General features: G+C 52.9%; 16 protein-coding genes. 10 read left to right on the top strand and 6 right to left on the bottom strand.

Annotated features, from left to right (window positions below; translation table 11 throughout):
* Together MUA00_RS08235 and MUA00_RS08230 are read left to right on the top strand one after the other, a co-directional pair.
* A partial coding sequence (locus tag MUA00_RS08235) for a hemagglutinin repeat-containing protein (protein ID WP_271122609.1) occupies window positions 1-2,477 on the top strand: 2,477 nt, incomplete at its 5' end.
* Window positions 2,474-2,755: a DUF6966 domain-containing protein gene (locus MUA00_RS08230; RefSeq protein ID WP_271122608.1), complete on the top strand. Its 282-nt coding sequence runs from the start codon at window positions 2,474-2,476 to the stop codon at window positions 2,753-2,755. The genes MUA00_RS08235 and MUA00_RS08230, both read left to right, overlap by 4 nt.
* A gap of 36 nt (window positions 2,756-2,791) precedes the next feature.
* On the opposite strand, the gene MUA00_RS08225 is transcribed toward MUA00_RS08230, so the two are convergent.
* Window positions 2,792-3,031 (bottom strand): SymE family type I addiction module toxin, encoded by a 240-nt coding sequence (locus MUA00_RS08225; protein WP_271122607.1) that lies wholly within the window; start codon window positions 3,029-3,031, stop codon window positions 2,792-2,794.
* A 73-nt stretch (window positions 3,032-3,104) separates the two neighbouring features.
* Entirely contained in the window at window positions 3,105-3,455 is a 351-nt protein-coding gene (locus MUA00_RS08220; RefSeq protein ID WP_271122606.1) for a helix-turn-helix domain-containing protein, read from the bottom strand.
* 407 nt (window positions 3,456-3,862) lie between these two features.
* Between MUA00_RS08220 and malZ the strand changes: the two genes are divergently transcribed.
* On the top strand, window positions 3,863-5,680 hold the full coding sequence (gene malZ / locus MUA00_RS08215) for a maltodextrin glucosidase (protein WP_271122605.1): 1,818 nt from the start codon (window positions 3,863-3,865) through the stop codon (window positions 5,678-5,680).
* Window positions 5,681-5,810: 130 nt separating this feature from the next.
* On the opposite strand, the gene MUA00_RS08210 is transcribed toward malZ, so the two are convergent.
* Window positions 5,811-6,413 (bottom strand): peroxiredoxin C, encoded by a 603-nt coding sequence (locus MUA00_RS08210; protein WP_167612035.1) that lies wholly within the window; start codon window positions 6,411-6,413, stop codon window positions 5,811-5,813.
* A gap of 201 nt (window positions 6,414-6,614) precedes the next feature.
* Complete coding sequence (gene acpH / locus MUA00_RS08205) at window positions 6,615-7,196, bottom strand: ACP phosphodiesterase (protein WP_271122604.1); 582 nt, start codon at window positions 7,194-7,196, stop codon at window positions 6,615-6,617.
* Window positions 7,197-7,299: 103 nt separating this feature from the next.
* Here acpH and queA point away from each other — a divergent pair, with 103 nt between their 5' ends.
* From queA to secF, 5 genes are all read left to right on the top strand, one after another.
* A complete protein-coding gene (queA, locus tag MUA00_RS08200; RefSeq protein ID WP_271122603.1) occupies window positions 7,300-8,370 on the top strand; it encodes a tRNA preQ1(34) S-adenosylmethionine ribosyltransferase-isomerase QueA in 1,071 nt (356 codons plus the stop codon).
* A gap of 80 nt (window positions 8,371-8,450) precedes the next feature.
* On the top strand, window positions 8,451-9,578 hold the full coding sequence (tgt, locus tag MUA00_RS08195; protein WP_271122602.1) for a tRNA guanosine(34) transglycosylase Tgt: 1,128 nt from the start codon (window positions 8,451-8,453) through the stop codon (window positions 9,576-9,578).
* 21 nt (window positions 9,579-9,599) lie between these two features.
* Complete coding sequence (yajC, locus tag MUA00_RS08190) at window positions 9,600-9,932, top strand: preprotein translocase subunit YajC (protein WP_271122601.1); 333 nt, start codon at window positions 9,600-9,602, stop codon at window positions 9,930-9,932.
* 26 nt (window positions 9,933-9,958) lie between these two features.
* Complete coding sequence (gene secD / locus MUA00_RS08185) at window positions 9,959-11,806, top strand: protein translocase subunit SecD (RefSeq protein WP_271122600.1); 1,848 nt, start codon at window positions 9,959-9,961, stop codon at window positions 11,804-11,806.
* Window positions 11,807-11,816: 10 nt separating this feature from the next.
* Window positions 11,817-12,788 (top strand): protein translocase subunit SecF, encoded by a 972-nt coding sequence (gene secF / locus MUA00_RS08180; protein ID WP_271122599.1) that lies wholly within the window; start codon window positions 11,817-11,819, stop codon window positions 12,786-12,788.
* Between the two features lie 206 nt (window positions 12,789-12,994).
* Here the strand turns inward: secF and MUA00_RS08175 are convergent, their stop codons facing one another.
* Complete coding sequence (locus MUA00_RS08175; protein ID WP_271122598.1) at window positions 12,995-13,879, bottom strand: nucleoside-specific channel-forming protein Tsx; 885 nt, start codon at window positions 13,877-13,879, stop codon at window positions 12,995-12,997.
* A gap of 431 nt (window positions 13,880-14,310) precedes the next feature.
* Window positions 14,311-14,850 (bottom strand): SadB/YajI family lipoprotein, encoded by a 540-nt coding sequence (locus tag MUA00_RS08170; protein ID WP_271122597.1) that lies wholly within the window; start codon window positions 14,848-14,850, stop codon window positions 14,311-14,313.
* A gap of 152 nt (window positions 14,851-15,002) precedes the next feature.
* On the opposite strand from MUA00_RS08170, the gene nrdR reads away from it, so the two are divergent.
* Both nrdR and ribD read left to right on the top strand, forming a co-directional pair.
* A complete protein-coding gene (nrdR, locus tag MUA00_RS08165) occupies window positions 15,003-15,452 on the top strand; it encodes a transcriptional regulator NrdR (protein ID WP_064549177.1) in 450 nt (149 codons plus the stop codon).
* Window positions 15,453-15,456: 4 nt separating this feature from the next.
* Window positions 15,457-16,566, top strand: a complete 1,110-nt coding sequence (ribD, locus tag MUA00_RS08160; RefSeq protein ID WP_271122596.1) for a bifunctional diaminohydroxyphosphoribosylaminopyrimidine deaminase/5-amino-6-(5-phosphoribosylamino)uracil reductase RibD — start codon at window positions 15,457-15,459, stop codon at window positions 16,564-16,566.
* The last annotated feature ends 38 nt before the right edge of the window (window positions 16,567-16,604 follow it).

Genomic DNA, 16,604 nt, shown 5'->3' with positions numbered 1-16,604 from the left:
ATATTGCCATTGGCGGCAGTCAGCTCAGGGCGGGTGGTGACACCACCCTCGATGCGGCGAATGACATCCTGCTGTCGGGTGCGGCAAACACGCAGCAGACCTCCGGTAAAAACAGCAGCAGCGGCGGTGGCGTGGGCGTCAGCATCGGCGGCGGCTCGAACGGCGCGGGCATAAGTATCTTTGCGAATGTGAATGCCGCGAAAGGAAAAGATAAGGGCAACGGCACTGACTGGACTGAGACAACCATCGACAGCGGTAAAACCGTCACCATCAACAGCGGGCGCGATACGGTGCTGAACGGGGCGCAGGTCAGCGGCGACAGGGTTATTGCGGATGTGGGCCGCGACCTGCTGATAAGCAGCCAGCAGGACACCAACAAATACGATTCGAAGCAGACCAGCGTGGCGGCAGGCGGCAGCTTCACCTTTGGCTCAATGACCGGCTCCGGGTATATCAGCGCCAGCCAGGACAAAATGAAAAGCCGCTTTGATTCCGTGGCTGAGCAGTCGGGGATTTATGCCGGTGGCGGCGGGTTTGATATCACGGTCGGGAACCATACGCAGCTTGACGGGGCGGTGATTGCGTCCACGGCAACGGCGGATAAAAACCACCTTGATACCGGCACGCTGGGCTTCACGGATATCCATAACGAAGCTGATTTTAAGACTGAGCACAGCGGCGTAAGCCTGAGCGGCGGCGGCAGCTTCGGGGGCGACCAGTTTAAAGGCAATATGCCGGGCGGCGTGGTTTCGGTGGCCGGTAACAGCGGGCATGCGGAAGGCACCACCCAGTCGGCGATTGCGGATGGCACCATCACCATTCGCGATAAGGATAAACAGCAGCAGGATGTGGCGGACCTGAGCCGCGACACGGAGCATGCCAACGACAGCATCAGCCCGATATTCGACAAGGAGAAAGAGCAGAAGCGGTTACAGACCGTGCAGGCCATCAGCGAGACTGGCGGTCAGGCGGCAGATATTGCAAGGACGCAGGGTGAGATAAATGCGCTGGAAGCGGCGAAAAAAGAACTTGGTCCGCTGAAGGCAAATGCGACGGAAAAAGAGCGCGATGCTTATCTCGCTGCACTGAAGAATACAGACAGCTATAAAACAGAGCAGGCGAAGTTCGGGACAGGAAGCGATATCCAGCGCGGCATTCAGGCGGCGACGGCAGCGCTTCAGGGCCTTGCCGGTGGTAATATAGCCGGTGCGCTGGCAGGTGCGTCGGCCCCCGAACTGGCGCACCTGCTGAAACCGACAGAAAAAGATCCGGCGGTCAACGTCATCGCCCATGCCATTCTGGGTGGTGCGGTAGCCATGCTTCAGGGGAATAATGCAGCGGCAGGCGCCGCCGGGGCAGCTTCCGCAGAGCTTGCCGCCAGCGCCATTATGGCGGTGATGTATCCGGGTAAAGCCGTCAGCCAGCTGTCAGAAGACGAGAAGCAGACGGTGAGTTCGCTGGCCACCATCTCGGCAGGCATGGCGGGCGGGATTGCAGGGAACAGCACTTCTGGTGCGGCAACCGGGGCAGTGGCCGGGAAGAATGCGGTTGAGAATAACTTCCTGAGTGAGAAACAAAAGACTCAGAGAGAGAAAGAGTTCGACGCCTGCAAAGACAGTACAGCCTGTAAGCTCCAGGTTGGTAGCAAATGGGACTTAATCGATGCAGGCCAGCAAACCTCTTACGGGGCCGGGATGCTGGTCGGTGTGCCTACGGGTCTGGTTGACTCTGTACAATCAATTGTCGATATGGGGCTTAGCCCGGTAGAAACGTATGGGGCATTGAGGTCACTGTTCAACAGTGGTGATGTGCTGGGTAATGTCTCGGATGCAGTGAAGCAGTCGTATATTGACCGTATCAACTATATGGAAGCGGAATACCAGAAAGCGGGAGCTAGCGGTTCGTTTAATGCCGGTGTTGAAGGTGGAAAACTGCTATCAGATATTGCCTCGCTGGCTGCGGGGGGCGCGGGTATTGCGAAAGGTGGTTCCGTGCTTACTGAGAAGATAGCAGCGAAAGTTGTATCAAAAGCTGAAGATCTTGCCAGTCACAGCATGGCTCCGTTCCCAAGTAAAGTTCTTGGTGAATATTCAGCAATTAAGCCTGGACCATTAGATAATGACTTAGCAGGTACTTTCAGTGGTGGAAAGTATAAAGAAATGGTGTTGCAGGAAGATACTATCCTCTACAGAGGAGGAGTATCCGATAAGCCTTATGGTCAGTTCTTTAGCACTGAAGCACCGCAAGGGGTTCTTCAGACAAGGATCGATAAAGCTGTTCTTCCTAAATGGCCTGGCGGGGGCACATCACCAATCGATACATCTTTTGCGATAAAAATACCCGCAGGCACAAAAGTTTATGTCGGTGAGGTTGGAAGTCAAAATGGGGTATATGTCGGTGGTACACAACAGATTGTAGTTGTTAAACCTTGGACAATTAAAGGCACTGAAATTATTGAGAGTAAGCCGTTAAAATGAATAAAGATAAATTACTAGTTATGCAAAGCAAATTGAAGCGTATGGCACTGCTTTTAAATACAGGTGGTTATCCTGATTGGGCCAACGGGCTTACTGAGCTGGCTGATAAAATCGTCATATCCCCTGATATAGCTCGAACAGAACTTCTGGGTCTTTATGGTGGGATGGGATCATTGAATGATTTATTACTCTACAAAAATGGTGTTCTCTTGTTCGATGAGAACGAAGAACTTGATTGTTTAAGAACAGAAGTTTTCAATTTAGCTTCATACGCTTGAAAAATCCCGGCCACGGAGCCGGGATTTTTTTATCCGTCATTCAGTCACAGGCCGGATCACCAGTTGCCCCTGTTCCACGGTCACAGTAACCGGCGTATCTGTCCCGAATCCGGCCTCTGTCAGCCAGTCGCCTTTAAGGTGCAGGCTGGGTGTGCGACTGTAGTAAGTGGTTCTCTTAATGGCGCGCTTCAGGTGCTGGACGCTGACGTACCCGATCTTATAACGGCGCTGCGCTTTGGAAATCTTCACTCCTGACTTAGAATCGTGCTCAGCCATAATAACTACTCCTAACTAGTTGTTGTGGTTAGCGGTGATTCAGTGCTCCAACACTGGATCATCGCGTCTTCTTTCAATGCTGGTCCTCTGCTTTTTTAGCTTTTCGGTTAGCATCATGTCTCAAAATGAGTGCCTCGATTAGTATTCTTGCCACTGCTTTTTCTTCCTGAGTGAACTGATTAACCGCTTCAAACAGAAGTTGTAATTCCCGATCGGGATTGCGTTCAGCTTCAGCAAAAGCTAACACGTCTGCACTTACTGATAATGCCAGGGATAAGTTCCGTATGACCTCCAGCGTTGGCTGAACCTCATCCGATTCATAGCGACGGATCATCGATATATGGCTGCCGGATCTCTCCGCAAGTACAGCCTGTGTCATCTTTCTGCCCTTACGCAGGGCTGCGAGACGTTTACCAAAGGTCATTCGACATTCTCAGTAGTAATGAGTGTTCGTATCTTAACTTCAATTTTACTGCGTTTATGCCATTCCTTTTATGGTATTAAATAAAACTCATATGTGATTTTTTATGAAGCTTGTATGTTCCCTCACAGTTTTATGCAACCCGTTAGTTCTTCATGCATTAATGAGTTAATAAATAAGAAAAATAACCGAATTATCTTACGTTGGTTACAGCTAGAATCTAAGGGCCTCAGAACCTTAGTCCGGTGTGGCGCAAAGCTAGCCGCTTCCCTCTGGCAGGTTCTTGACTTTATAGCTAACGTTAATCTCTCCGCCCCCACTTTCCTCCCCCAAATTAAATGAGAATGAGGAGTGACGCAGCCCACGGCTGTGGCAAGGTGGCGTCAATTTTAAGACACGGGGAAGTTACTATGTTGAATGCCTGGCACCTTCCGGTTGCGCCATTCGTACAAACTCGCAAAGAGAAGCTGCACATTACCCTTTGGCTGGCAGGGGATGACCTGCCTGAGCGCGTAGTGCTGCGTTGCGAAAAGGATAACGAAGAAACCTCGATTACTATGACGCGCCAGAAAAATGCGCCTTACGAAGGCGTTGTTGCCTGGAGCGGGGCGATTGACTTGAGCTGCGGCCAGCCGCGTCGTCGTTACAGTTTTAAACTGCTGTGGCTGGATAAGCAGCGCTGGTTTGCTCCAAAAGGCTTCAGCCCGATCCCTCCGGCACGCCTGGAACAGTTTGCCTTTGATGCGCCCGATGAAGGGCCGCAATGGGTGCAGGATCAGGTGTTCTACCAGATCTTCCCGGATCGCTTTGCCCGCAGCCAGCCGCGTAAAGCCGGGCAGGATCAGATCTATTATCACCATGCTGCGAAACGCGAAATTATTCTGCGCGACTGGGACGATCCGCTGGAAGGCGAGGCGGGCGGTTCGACGTTTTACGGCGGCGATCTGGACGGCATCAGCGAAAAACTCCCGTATCTGAAAAAGCTCGGTATCACGGCGCTCTACCTCAACCCGGTATTTACCGCGCCCAGCGTGCATAAATATGACACGCAGGACTATCGCCATGTAGATGTGCAGTTCGGCGGCGACCACGCGCTTTTAAGATTGCGTAAGAACACGCAGCAGCAGGGGATGCGCCTGGTGCTTGACGGCGTATTTAACCACAGCGGCGACACGCATCCGTGGTTTGACCGCCAGCGGGCCACCGAAGACGGAGCTTGTAATAACCCTCGATCGCCGTGGCGGGATTTTTACAGCTTCTCCGAAGAGGGGCGTGCGCTGGACTGGCTCGGCTATTCCAGCCTGCCGAAACTGGATTACAGCTCTGAGTCGCTGATAGAAGAAATTTATCAGGGCGAAGACAGCGTGGTGCGCCACTGGCTGCGTGAACCGTGGGGAATGGACGGCTGGCGGCTGGACGTAGTGCATATGCTGGGTGAAGAGGGCGGGGCGAAGAATAACCTGCTGCACGTCAGCGGCATTACTAAAGCGGCGAAAGAAACCAAAGCGGATGCCTACGTATTGGGTGAGCACTTCGGCGATGCGCGCCAGTGGCTACAGGTGGATGCGGAAGATGCGGCGATGAACTATCGCGGCTTTACCTTCCCGGTATGGGGCTTTCTGGCCAACACGGATATCTCCTACGATCCGCAGCATATTGATGCGCAAATTTGTATAGCGTGGATGGACGAATACCGTGCAAGCCTGTCCCACCAGCAGCAGCTACGTATGTTTAATCAGCTCGACAGCCACGATACGGCGCGTTTTAAGTCCATCCTTGGTAAAGACATTGCACGCCTGCCGCTGGCGGTGGTGTGGCTCTACTGCTGGCCTGGCGTGCCGTGCGTGTATTACGGCGATGAAGTGGGACTGGACGGTTTTAACGATCCGTTCTGCCGCAAGCCGTTCCCGTGGAACAAGCGAGACCAGGATCTGGATTTGCTGGCGTTGTATCAACGGCTGGGCAAGCTTCGCCGTCAAAGTCGGGCTTTGCGCCAGGGTGGATGTCATGTGGTTTATGCCGAAGGAGACGTGGTTGTTTTTGTGCGGGTTTATCAGAACGAACGCGTGCTGGTGGCGATTAACCGCGGGGAACAAACCAATGTAACGCTGCCGTGGAACCCGCTGCTAAGCGGTAAAGCCTGGACGCAGCATGAAGGCGAAGCGAAGCTGGGTAACCGTGAATTGTCGCTGCCCGGCGTTTCTGTTGCGGTGTGGCGAAGTTTGTAGTTTTTTGATGAATGGCGCTTGTGCTTATCCTTCCTGGATGAAGGGTTCGCTGCGTAGGTTGGGTAAGCGTAGCGTCACCCGACAAATAAAAAAGGCCGCGCAAGCGGCCTTTTCTCAATTCTTTTAGCGATTACAGTTTTGCAACGTTTTCGCTCAGGTACTTAGCAACACCGTCCGGAGACGCGTTCATGCCTTCTTTCCCTTTTTCCCACTGAGCCGGACACACTTCGCCGTGCTCTTCGTGGAACTGCAGCGCGTCAACCATGCGCAGCATTTCGTCGATATTACGGCCCAGCGGCAGGTCGTTAACAACCTGGTGGCGCACGATACCGGCTTTGTCGATAAGGAACGAGCCGCGCAGCGCAACGCCCGCTTCCGGATGTTCGATACCGTAAGCTTTCTGGATTTCACGCTTAACGTCAGCAACCATTGCGTATTTCACTTCGCCGATGCCGCCGTTTTCAACAGGGGTTTTACGCCATGCGTTGTGAACGAACTCGGAGTCAAAAGATACACCAACGACTTCTACGCCACGTTTCTGGAATTCTTCGTAACGCTTGTCGAATGCGATCAGTTCAGACGGGCATACAAAGGTGAAATCCATTGGCCAGAAGAACACGACGGTTGGTTTACCGTTGGTGTGTGCTTTGAAGTTGAAGTTTTCAACGATTTCGCCACTGCCAAGTACGGCAGCTGCGGTAAAATCAGGGGCTGGACGAGTAACCAGGACCATATGTACTCCTGTTAAGTTTGTTAAAGTGAGTGTTAACGCAACGGGGGGGAGTATAGGGGTTGCCTTCCCTGCAACTCAAGCGTGCTGCACCGATTAATCAGATAGGATTTGCCTATCAAAGAACGGATATTTGCAAACAAGCCGACCAAAATAGCCCTTTTTTATAAAAGGGCAAGAAGTTAATGCGCGGCTTGCGATCCTTTACAAACTTTTTTGTTCCGCCAGGGCCATCATCCGTGGGTAAAACTGCCAGAATAGCTCTTCGAGCGGCTCATAATGATCCTCAAGGTCCTGCCAGGAGGCTCGCAAAGCGTCAAGTTTTGGTCTACGCGTCGCCATCCCGTTGAGAACATTAGCAATAAAATCCATGTCGCTATAGCGCTCAAGCCAGCGCTCTTCCCACAGATAATTATTCAGATTGATAAAGCGCGGCGGCGTATTCGGCAGATGCGGCACGATGTCTGCCCGTGCATGGGCGATAAAATCAGCCAGCTCCATTTGCGGGTTGAGCGTTGCCCAGTGGCGTGAAACGAAGTGGTCCCACATGACATCAAGCGTAATGGGTGAAACGCGGCGCGTTTCAGGGCGAAACCAGCGTTTGGCCGTCGTTACTTCGGGGAGCCCATCGGTCAAAACGTCTACGCGGCGATGCATATAAATGCCCTCGACGATGTCAGGCGCAAAGCTGTCATCCGGGTTGCCGCGGACAAAATCTGCCAGCAGGTTGCCCAGCAACGAACTCTGAGCAAGGCTTGCAAGGTGCAAATGGGCGAGAAAATTCATAAATTACTTTATCCGTATTGAGCTTTATGGCGGCTTATCGGTTGCAGGGCGTGTCCCCTGGCACTAGACTGTACCGCCACTTTTTGAGTCTGAGTTTTAAGCCATGCGTGTTGCCGATTTCTCCTTTGAATTACCTGAATCCCTGATTGCTCACTATCCGCAGGCGCAACGCAGCGCGTGCCGTTTGCTGTCGCTCGACGGGCCGACGGGTGATTTAACGCATGGCACTTTCACCGATCTGCTCGATAAGCTCAACCCAGGCGACCTGCTGGTCTTTAATAATACCCGCGTAATTCCTGCGCGCCTCTTTGGCCGCAAAGCCAGCGGCGGCAAGATTGAAGTGCTGGTGGAGCGTATGCTGGACGACAAACGCATCCTCGCGCATATTCGCGCTTCCAAGGCCCCTAAGCCGGGCGCTGAACTGCTGCTGGGCGATGATGAAAGCGTACACGCCACAATGGTTGCGCGCCACGATGCGTTGTTTGAAGTGCAGTTTGAAGACGAGCGCAGCGTGCTGGATATTCTGAACAGCATCGGCCATATGCCGCTGCCGCCGTATATCGACCGCCCGGATGAAGACGCGGACCGCGAACTTTATCAAACCGTTTATAGCCAGAAACCAGGCGCGGTAGCCGCGCCAACGGCGGGCCTGCATTTTGACGAGCCTTTACTTGAGGCGCTGCGCGAAAAAGGCATTGAGCAGGCGTTTGTTACGCTGCACGTCGGCGCTGGTACTTTCCAGCCGGTGCGCGTAGACAGCATTGAAGACCACATCATGCATTCGGAATATGCGGAAGTGCCGCAGGACGTGGTGGATGCCGTGCTGGCCTGTAAGGCGCGCGGTAATCGCGTTATCGCCGTTGGCACCACGTCCGTTCGCTCTCTCGAAAGCGCAGCCCAGGCTGCCAGGAATGACCTGATTGAGCCGTTTTTTGGCGACACGCAAATCTTTATCTACCCGGGCTATCAATACAAAGTTATCGATGCGCTGGTGACCAACTTCCATCTGCCTGAGTCAACGCTGATTATGCTGGTTTCCGCTTTTGCCGGTTATAAACACACCATGCGGGCCTATGAAGCGGCTGTAAATGCTGAATATCGATTTTTTAGTTACGGCGATGCGATGTACATCACGTACAATCCGCAGGCGATTAATGAGCGCCCTGGCGCTTAACCCCTTATTGCGCGCCGCCGGATAACCCGACGGCGTTTTTGTCTTAATCATCAGACTGTTTCTCTGATGCTGGAGGAAATGTGAAATTTGAATTAGATACCACCGACGGCCGCGCACGCCGCGGTCGCCTGGTGTTTGACCGTGGTGTAGTTGAAACGCCTGCGTTTATGCCTGTTGGCACTTACGGCACCGTAAAAGGAATGACGCCGGAAGAAGTACAGGAAACCGGGGCACAAATTATTCTCGGCAATACTTTCCACCTGTGGCTGCGTCCGGGTCAGGAAATCATGAAGCTGCATGGCGATCTGCATGATTTTATGAACTGGAAAGGCCCGATTCTGACCGATTCCGGCGGTTTTCAGGTCTTCAGCCTTGGAGATATCCGTAAGATCACCGAAGCGGGCGTGCATTTCCGTAACCCAATCAACGGTGACCCAATCTTCCTCGACCCAGAAAAATCGATGGAAATTCAATACGATCTGGGTTCCGATATCGTGATGATCTTTGACGAATGTACGCCGTACCCGGCGGACTGGGATTACGCGAAACGTTCGATGGAGATGTCCCTGCGTTGGGCGAAGCGCAGCCGCGATCGCTTTGATTCTCTTGGCAATAAAAATGCGCTGTTCGGCATTATCCAGGGCAGCGTTTACGAAGATTTACGAGATATCTCGGTAAAAGGTCTGGTAGAGATTGGCTTTGATGGCTACGCTGTCGGCGGCCTGGCTGTAGGCGAACCGAAGGAAGATATGCACCGTATCCTGGAGCATGTCTGCCCGCAAATCCCTGCTGACAAGCCGCGTTACCTGATGGGCGTAGGTAAACCGGAAGACCTGGTCGAAGGCGTGCGTCGCGGTATTGATATGTTCGACTGCGTAATGCCGACTCGTAACGCGCGTAACGGTCACCTTTTTGTCACCGACGGCGTGGTGAAAATCCGCAATGCGAAGCACAAGGATGACACTTCTACGCTCGATCCTGAGTGTGATTGCTATACGTGTCGCAATTATTCACGTGCCTACTTGCATCATCTTGACCGTTGCAACGAAATACTCGGCGCGCGGCTCAATACTATTCATAACCTGCGCTACTACCAACGCTTAATGGCTGGTTTACGCAAGGCCATTGAAGAGGGTAAATTAGAGCACTTCGTGAGTGATTTTTACGAGCGCACAGGTAAACCAGTTCCACCTTTGAACGTTGATTAATTTAATAATGAGGGAATTTTAATGAGCTTTTTCATTTCTGATGCGGTAGCGGCAACAGGTGCTCCAGCGCAGGGTAGCCCGTACTCTTTGATTCTGATGTTGGTGGTCTTTGGTCTGATTTTCTATTTCATGATCCTGCGTCCACAGCAAAAACGCACTAAAGAGCACAAGAAACTGATGGACTCCATCGCAAAAGGCGATGAAGTGCTGACGACCGGCGGTCTGGTAGGGCGCGTAGTGAAAGTTGCTGATACTGGCTACATTTCTATCGCGCTGAACGAAACCAATGAAGTGGTTATCAAGCGTGATTTCGTAGCTGCCGTTCTGCCGAAAGGCACCATGAAGGCGCTGTAATTTTCGTTTTCCCTAAGGGAACTACCGTGTTAAACCGTTATCCTTTGTGGAAGTACATCATGCTGGTCGTCGTGATTATCGTCGGCCTGCTATACGCACTTCCCAACCTGTATGGTGAGGATCCGGCAGTTCAGTTAACTGGCGCGCGCGGTGTCGCCGCCAGTGAGCAAACGCTGATCCAGGTCCAGAACACCTTAAAAGAAGAAAAAATTACCGCTAAGTCTGTGGCTCTATCCGAGGGTGCGATTCTTGTACGCTTTGACTCCACGGATACGCAGTTGCGCGCCCGTGAAGCGCTGATGAGCGTGTTGGGCGACAAATACGTCGTTGCGCTTAACCTTGCTCCGGCAACGCCACGCTGGCTGTCCGCCCTCTCCGCTGAGCCGATGAAACTCGGTCTTGACCTGCGTGGCGGCGTTCACTTCCTGATGGAAGTCGACATGGACACCGCGCTGAGCAAGCTGCAGGAACAAACCACTGAAGGCCTGCGCAGCGATCTGCGTGAAAAAAGCATTGCTTACACCAACGTGCGTAAAGCCGATAACTATGGTGTCGACGTTGTCTTTCGTGACAGCGCTGCCCGCGATGCGGCTTCCGCTTACTTAGCTCCGCGTCACCGCGATCTGGTCTTCTCAAACCAGGGCAGCAATGTGCTGCGCGCTGTAATGTCGGATGCACGCCTGAGTGAAGCGCGTGAATACGCCGTTCAGCAGAACATCAACATTCTGCGTAACCGTGTTAACCAGCTAGGCGTTGCTGAGCCTCTGGTGCAGCGGCAGGGCGCCGATCGTATCGTGGTTGAGCTGCCGGGTATTCAGGATACAGCCCGTGCGAAGGAAATCCTCGGCGCGACTGCTACGCTGGAATTCCGCCTGGTTAATACCAACGTCGATCAGTCGGCTGCAGCGTCAGGCCGTGTGCCGGGTGATTCTGAAGTGAAACAAACCCGTGAAGGTCAGCCGATTGTCATGTACAAGCGCGTGATCCTCACCGGCGACCATATCACCGATTCCACTTCAAGCACCGATGAGTACAACCAGCCGCAGGTTAATATTTCCCTCGACGGCGCCGGCGGTAACATCATGTCTAACTTCACCAAGGACAACATCGGCAAGCCGATGGCGACCCTGTTTGTGGAGTACAAAGACAGCGGTAAGAAAGACTCGACCGGCCGTGCGGTTCTGGTGAAGGAAGAAGAAGTTATCAACGTGGCGAACATTCAGTCGCGTCTGGGCAACAGCTTCCGTATCACCGGCATCAACAACCCGAACGAAGCTCGTCAGCTCTCTTTGCTGCTGCGTGCCGGTGCCTTGATTGCGCCAATTCAGATTGTTGAAGAACGTACCATCGGCCCAACCCTGGGTATGGAAAACATCAAGCAGGGTCTGGAAGCTTGTCTGGCGGGCCTGGCGGTTTCAATCATCTTTATGCTCTTCTTCTATAAGAAGTTTGGCCTGATTGCGACCTCGGCGCTGCTTGTTAACCTGGTACTGATAGTCGGGATTATGTCCCTGCTGCCGGGAGCGACGTTAACCATGCCGGGTATTGCGGGTATTGTGTTAACCCTTGCCGTAGCGGTGGATGCTAACGTACTGATAAACGAACGTATTAAGGAAGAACTTAGTAACGGTCGTTCGGTACAGCAGGCAATCCACGAAGGCTATCAGGGCGCGTTCAGCTCTATTTTTGATGCCAACATCACGACGCTTATCAAGGTCATCATCCTGTATGCCGTTGGCACCGGGGCAATTAAAGGCTTTGCGATCACAACCGGTATTGGTGTGGCGACGTCCATGTTTACCGCAATCGTCGGTACCCGTGCCATCGTAAACCTGTTGTACGGCGGCAAACGCATCAACAAGCTGTCTATCTGAGGAGTGCGTTGTGGCACAGGAATATACTGTTGAACAATTAAACCACGGGCGTAGAGTCTATGACTTTATGCGCTGGGATTACTGGGCTTTCGGCATTTCCGGCCTGTTGCTGATCCTTTCAGTCATCGTTATCGGTGTGAAGGGGTTCAACTGGGGTCTGGACTTTACCGGCGGCACGGTCATCGAAATCTCGCTGGAAAAACCAGCCGACCTGGATCAGATGCGTGAAGCGCTGGAAAAAGCGGGCTTTGCTGAGCCGCTGGTGCAGAACTTCGGCAGCAGCCGTGACATTATGGTGCGCATGCCTCCTGCTCAGAGCGATACAGGCGGCCAGGTGTTGGGGAGCAAAGTCGTTAGCGTGATTAACGATGCGACCAGCCAGAACGCTGCGGTAAAACGCATTGAGTTCGTGGGGCCAAGCGTAGGTGCGGATCTTGCGCAGAACGGTGCGATGGCGCTGCTGGTGGCGCTGATTTCCATTCTGGTGTATGTCGGTTTCCGCTTCGAGTGGCGTCTGGCGGCCGGTGTGGTTATCTCGCTTGCGCACGATGTCATCATCACCATGGGCGTGTTATCGCTGTTCCATATTGAAGTCGACTTAACCATTGTCGCCTCTTTGATGTCGGTCATCGGCTACTCGCTTAACGACAGCATCGTGGTATCTGACCGTATTCGTGAAAACTTCCGCAAAATCCGTCGCGGAACGCCTTACGAAATCTTCAACGTGTCGTTAACCCAGACGCTGCACAGGACTTTGATCACATCCGGTACCACTTTAGTGGTTATCCTGATGCTGTATCTGTTCGGTGGTGCGATGCTCAAAGGCTTCTCCCTGACCATGCTTATCGGTGTTTCCATCGGTACAGCATCTTCCATCTACGTGGCGTCCGCACTGGCGCTGAAACTGGGCATGAAGCGCGAGCACATGCTGCAGCAGAAAGTAGAGAAAGAAGGCGCGGACCAGCCGTCCATTCTGCCGTGATCGTTTAACGATTTCGCTGAATGCTAAAACCGCAGCCTGGTGCTGCGGTTTTTTTTCGTCAGCAATCTGGAAATAGGCGAAAAAAAACCAGCTATTAAGCTGGTTTGAGGCTGGGTCACGGCGGATGGCGCAATTGCTTATCCACCCTACAAACTCGGGTTTTGTAGGTCGGGTAAGCGTAGCGCCACCCGACAAGCTGGTAAATCTTAGAAGTTGTAACCAACCACCAGGTAGCCACCCCAGCCGGTAGAACGCACGCTAAAGTCGCCGCTGCCGAAGTTCAGGCTTGCGTCATCGTTCCACTGACCGCCGTTGTGCCAGTAACGAGCCACCACAGAGTAGTGCCAGTGATCGTAGTTCAGCGCAAGGATGTGGCTTGATGCGATAGAGTCGCTGGTGCGAGCATGACGACCGTTATTGTCGTAGAAGTTGTCATCGCCCAGATCTGAACCCCAGTCAAAGTTGGTGAAGCCGATGTAGCTCAGGTTGCCGCCCCACAGGGAAGTAATAGGCACAAAGTATTTCACTTTAAAGCGATAGCCGTCCCACTCATTCTCGTTGGATGCGCCGTAGTTCTGCCACTGGTACTTAGCGTACACGTTCATGGACAGGCTCATTGGCAGACCGGTGTCGATGTCGGTACCCAGACCCATGTACCAGGTGCTCTGACGGCCATCTTTATTACGACCCATGTCGTAAATGTAGTTGTTAGCAACGTACCATTCTTTAAACGGACCGAAGCTCAGGTCGGCGCCGGTCAGCTTATCAATAGAGAAACGCGGCTCAATTTCCATAAACAGCGGAGAACCGTGGTTCCAGATACCTTTTGCCGTGCTGTTGCCGCCGAAGAATACTGGGGCATCCATGTAGCCGTAGAAATCAAACCAGTCTTTTTTGGCGAAAGCTTCATATTCCAGATAGGTATCGTTACGGATTTGCGGCCCGAAGCGAGTGTGATAGCTGCCTACCACGTTTACGCTCTGGTGCCACCAGTCAGAGATATATTCGCTGTTTTTAGTTTCTTCCGCGGTTGCGGAGAAAGAGCTTGAAAGTGCCAGAACGGTGCCGGCCGCCAGAATAATTTTTTTCATATTTTTTGCCACTGTTTTACATGATTCCCGTGAGGGGAGGAGGTGAGTCGCCACCTGAAGCCATCAACCATTCACCTGGTTTTTAATCGGCGCGCCTATTATAGAAATCCCTGCTCACAAAAATATGTTTCATTTCACATTATCGTCACACACGTAATCGATTGCGTTCACGTTTGCATACATTAAAAACGGCGTGATTGTACCTGCCACGGAAAATTAAGCAAATGAGTGTCTGAGTGTTACAAGTAAATGTGATGGATATCACGCAGTGGCATCGGGAAAGCTAATGACAAATTGTTTGGCAAGTTGTGCGGGAAGGTGTGTCAGGATATATATTTCCGGATGCATTTATAGGGCGGATAAGCCTGCGCCAACTGCCATCCGCCGAGTCTGTTGCCAGCAAGCGGTGGATGGCGCTTAGTTTATCAATCCTACGGCACGTTCGGCTGGATATCGTGAATACGCACGAACCCTAACTGGTCAGGCGTAATCCCCGGCAGACGCAGCGGGATGGTCACATCGCTTGGCGCCAGTACACTTGCCGGAGCCTCAATCCGTTGCGTCTGGACATTCACCTCCTGGTAGTTATCCGTAGTGCCCTGAAACTGTCCCCATGCAATTTCGCCGGTAAATGCCGGTAGAGGATCGTTGGATTCTCCTTTGATGGTAAGCGTTGCGCGTGTGCCGTTTGCTTCCGCAGCTACATTGCTCAACGACATTTGCAGATTGCCAATCTGGCTGTTCAGGCGGGCCGGTGTATTGGAGCCCGGCAGCAGATAAACGCCGGTAGTGGATTTCGCGTTCAGCGAATTTTGCTGTGTAAGCTTTATGCTCTGATCGCCAAGCTTCGTCATCTGCTGATTTAATGAACCCACTTCCTGGCGCATCTGGCGCACTTCGCTTTGCTGAGCGCAAGCGGACAGGCTTATCAGGCTGCCAACCAGGAGAAATCTTAAGTAAGTCTTTGTCATGGCTTATAATTCCTTAATCGTTATTGCTGATGTAAGCGTAGCTGTTTGCCGATAAAAAGTCATATTTCAGCGATGTGACAGAGCGCTGCCTTTGTACTCCTGCGACTTCGCGGTAAACTATTGTCTAATTGAATAATCCCTCAGGACGCGCCATGCATTGCCCATTCTGTTTCGCAGTAGACACTAAAGTGATCGACTCCCGTCTTGTTGGCGAAGGTTCTTCCGTGCGTCGTCGGCGCCAGTGTCTGGTTTGTAACGAACGCTTTACCACTTTTGAAGTGGCTGAGCTGGTGATGCCGCGCGTGGTGAAGAGCAACGACGTTCGCGAACCCTTTAATGAAGACAAGCTGCGTAGCGGTATTTTAAAAGCGCTGGAAAAACGTCCTGTCAGCTCAGACGATGTCGAAATGGCGGTAAATCACATCAAATCGCAGCTACGTGGAACCGGCGAACGGGAAGTGCCGAGCAAAATGATCGGCAACCTGGTGATGGAGCAGCTTAAGAAGCTGGATAAAGTGGCCTATATCCGCTTTGCATCGGTATACCGCAGCTTTGAAGATATCCGCGAATTTGGCGAAGAGATCGCCCGTTTACAGGACTAGCCTGATGTCGCTTGACGAAAAATTTATGGCGCGCGCCCTGCAACTGGCAAAGCGCGGCCGTTTTACCACCATGCCGAATCCAAACGTTGGCTGCGTGATCGCCAAAGACGGCAAGATAGTTGGTGAAGGTTTTCATTTTCGCGCAGGCGAGCCGCACGCGGAAGTGCATGCATTACGTATGGCGGGTGAAAAGGCTCGAGGAGCTACGGCTTACGTGACGCTCGAACCTTGCAGTCATCACGGCCGCACGCCGCCATGCTGCGATGCGCTGATTGCTGCGGGCGTAACGCGAATGGTGGCGGCCATGCAGGACCCGAATCCGCAAGTTGCCGGGCGTGGATTGTACCGCTTGCAGCAGGCGGGTGTTGATGTCAGCCACGGACTGATGATGGGCGAAGCGGAAGCTCTCAACCGGGGGTTCCTCAAGCGCATGCGCACGGGATTTCCTTATATTCAGTTAAAGCTGGGCGCCTCGCTGGATGGCCGCACGGCGATGGCGAGCGGAGAAAGTCAGTGGATTACTTCCCCTGAATCCCGCCGTGACGTGCAGCGCCTGCGTGCGCAGAGCGCCGCTATTCTGAGCAGTAGCGCCACCGTGCTGGCGGACGATCCTTCGCTGACAGTGCGCTGGAATGAACTGGGCGAGGCGACGCAGGTTGTTTACACCGAAGAGAATTTACGCCAGCCAACGCGCATTATTATCGACAGCCAAAACCGCGTGACGCCCCGGCACAAAATCATCTCCCAGCCCGGTGAAACCTGGCTTGCGCGCTGCGCGGCGGACGAACAGGCCTGGCCGGAAGGCGTTGAGCAGTTTATTGTGCCGCAGCACAACGGCCATCTGGATCTGGTGGTAATGATGATGCTGCTTGGCAAACGCCAGGTTAACTCGGTGTGGGTGGAGGCGGGCGCAACTTTGGGCGGCGCGTTGCTTCAGGCAGGTCTTGTTGATGAACTGATTGTCTATGTTGCTCCTAAGCTTTTAGGAAATGATGCGCGAGGGCTGTGCCAGTTGCCGGGCCTCGATAAATTAGCCGATGCGCCTGAGTTTACGTTTAGCGAAGTTCGCCACGTCGGCCCGGATTTGTGCCTGCATTTGACGCCCCGTTATTAGGACAGTCAAAACGTAAGCAGTCGCCAAAAGATTATGAT

Source organism: Dryocola boscaweniae (assembly GCF_025215095.1).
Taxonomy (GTDB): Bacteria; Pseudomonadota; Gammaproteobacteria; order Enterobacterales; family Enterobacteriaceae; genus Dryocola; species Dryocola boscaweniae.
Note: the sequence above shows the minus strand (reverse complement) of the source record. Positions and strands in the feature narration are given on the sequence as shown.

Coding starts and splice junctions, on each gene's coding strand:
- malZ (WP_271122605.1), top strand. CDS start 3,863: ATGTTGAATGCCTGGCACCTTCCGGTTGCGCCATTCGTACAAACTCGC.
- yajC (WP_271122601.1), top strand. CDS start 9,600: ATGAGCTTTTTCATTTCTGATGCGGTAGCGGCAACAGGTGCTCCAGCG.
- acpH (WP_271122604.1), bottom strand. CDS start 7,196: ATGAATTTTCTCGCCCATTTGCACCTTGCAAGCCTTGCTCAGAGTTCG.
- MUA00_RS08170 (WP_271122597.1), bottom strand. CDS start 14,850: ATGACAAAGACTTACTTAAGATTTCTCCTGGTTGGCAGCCTGATAAGC.
- queA (WP_271122603.1), top strand. CDS start 7,300: ATGCGTGTTGCCGATTTCTCCTTTGAATTACCTGAATCCCTGATTGCT.
- nrdR (WP_064549177.1), top strand. CDS start 15,003: ATGCATTGCCCATTCTGTTTCGCAGTAGACACTAAAGTGATCGACTCC.
- ribD (WP_271122596.1), top strand. CDS start 15,457: ATGTCGCTTGACGAAAAATTTATGGCGCGCGCCCTGCAACTGGCAAAG.
- MUA00_RS08220 (WP_271122606.1), bottom strand. CDS start 3,455: ATGACCTTTGGTAAACGTCTCGCAGCCCTGCGTAAGGGCAGAAAGATG.
- MUA00_RS08175 (WP_271122598.1), bottom strand. CDS start 13,879: ATGAAAAAAATTATTCTGGCGGCCGGCACCGTTCTGGCACTTTCAAGC.
- MUA00_RS08230 (WP_271122608.1), top strand. CDS start 2,474: ATGAATAAAGATAAATTACTAGTTATGCAAAGCAAATTGAAGCGTATG.
- MUA00_RS08210 (WP_167612035.1), bottom strand. CDS start 6,413: ATGGTCCTGGTTACTCGTCCAGCCCCTGATTTTACCGCAGCTGCCGTA.
- MUA00_RS08225 (WP_271122607.1), bottom strand. CDS start 3,031: ATGGCTGAGCACGATTCTAAGTCAGGAGTGAAGATTTCCAAAGCGCAG.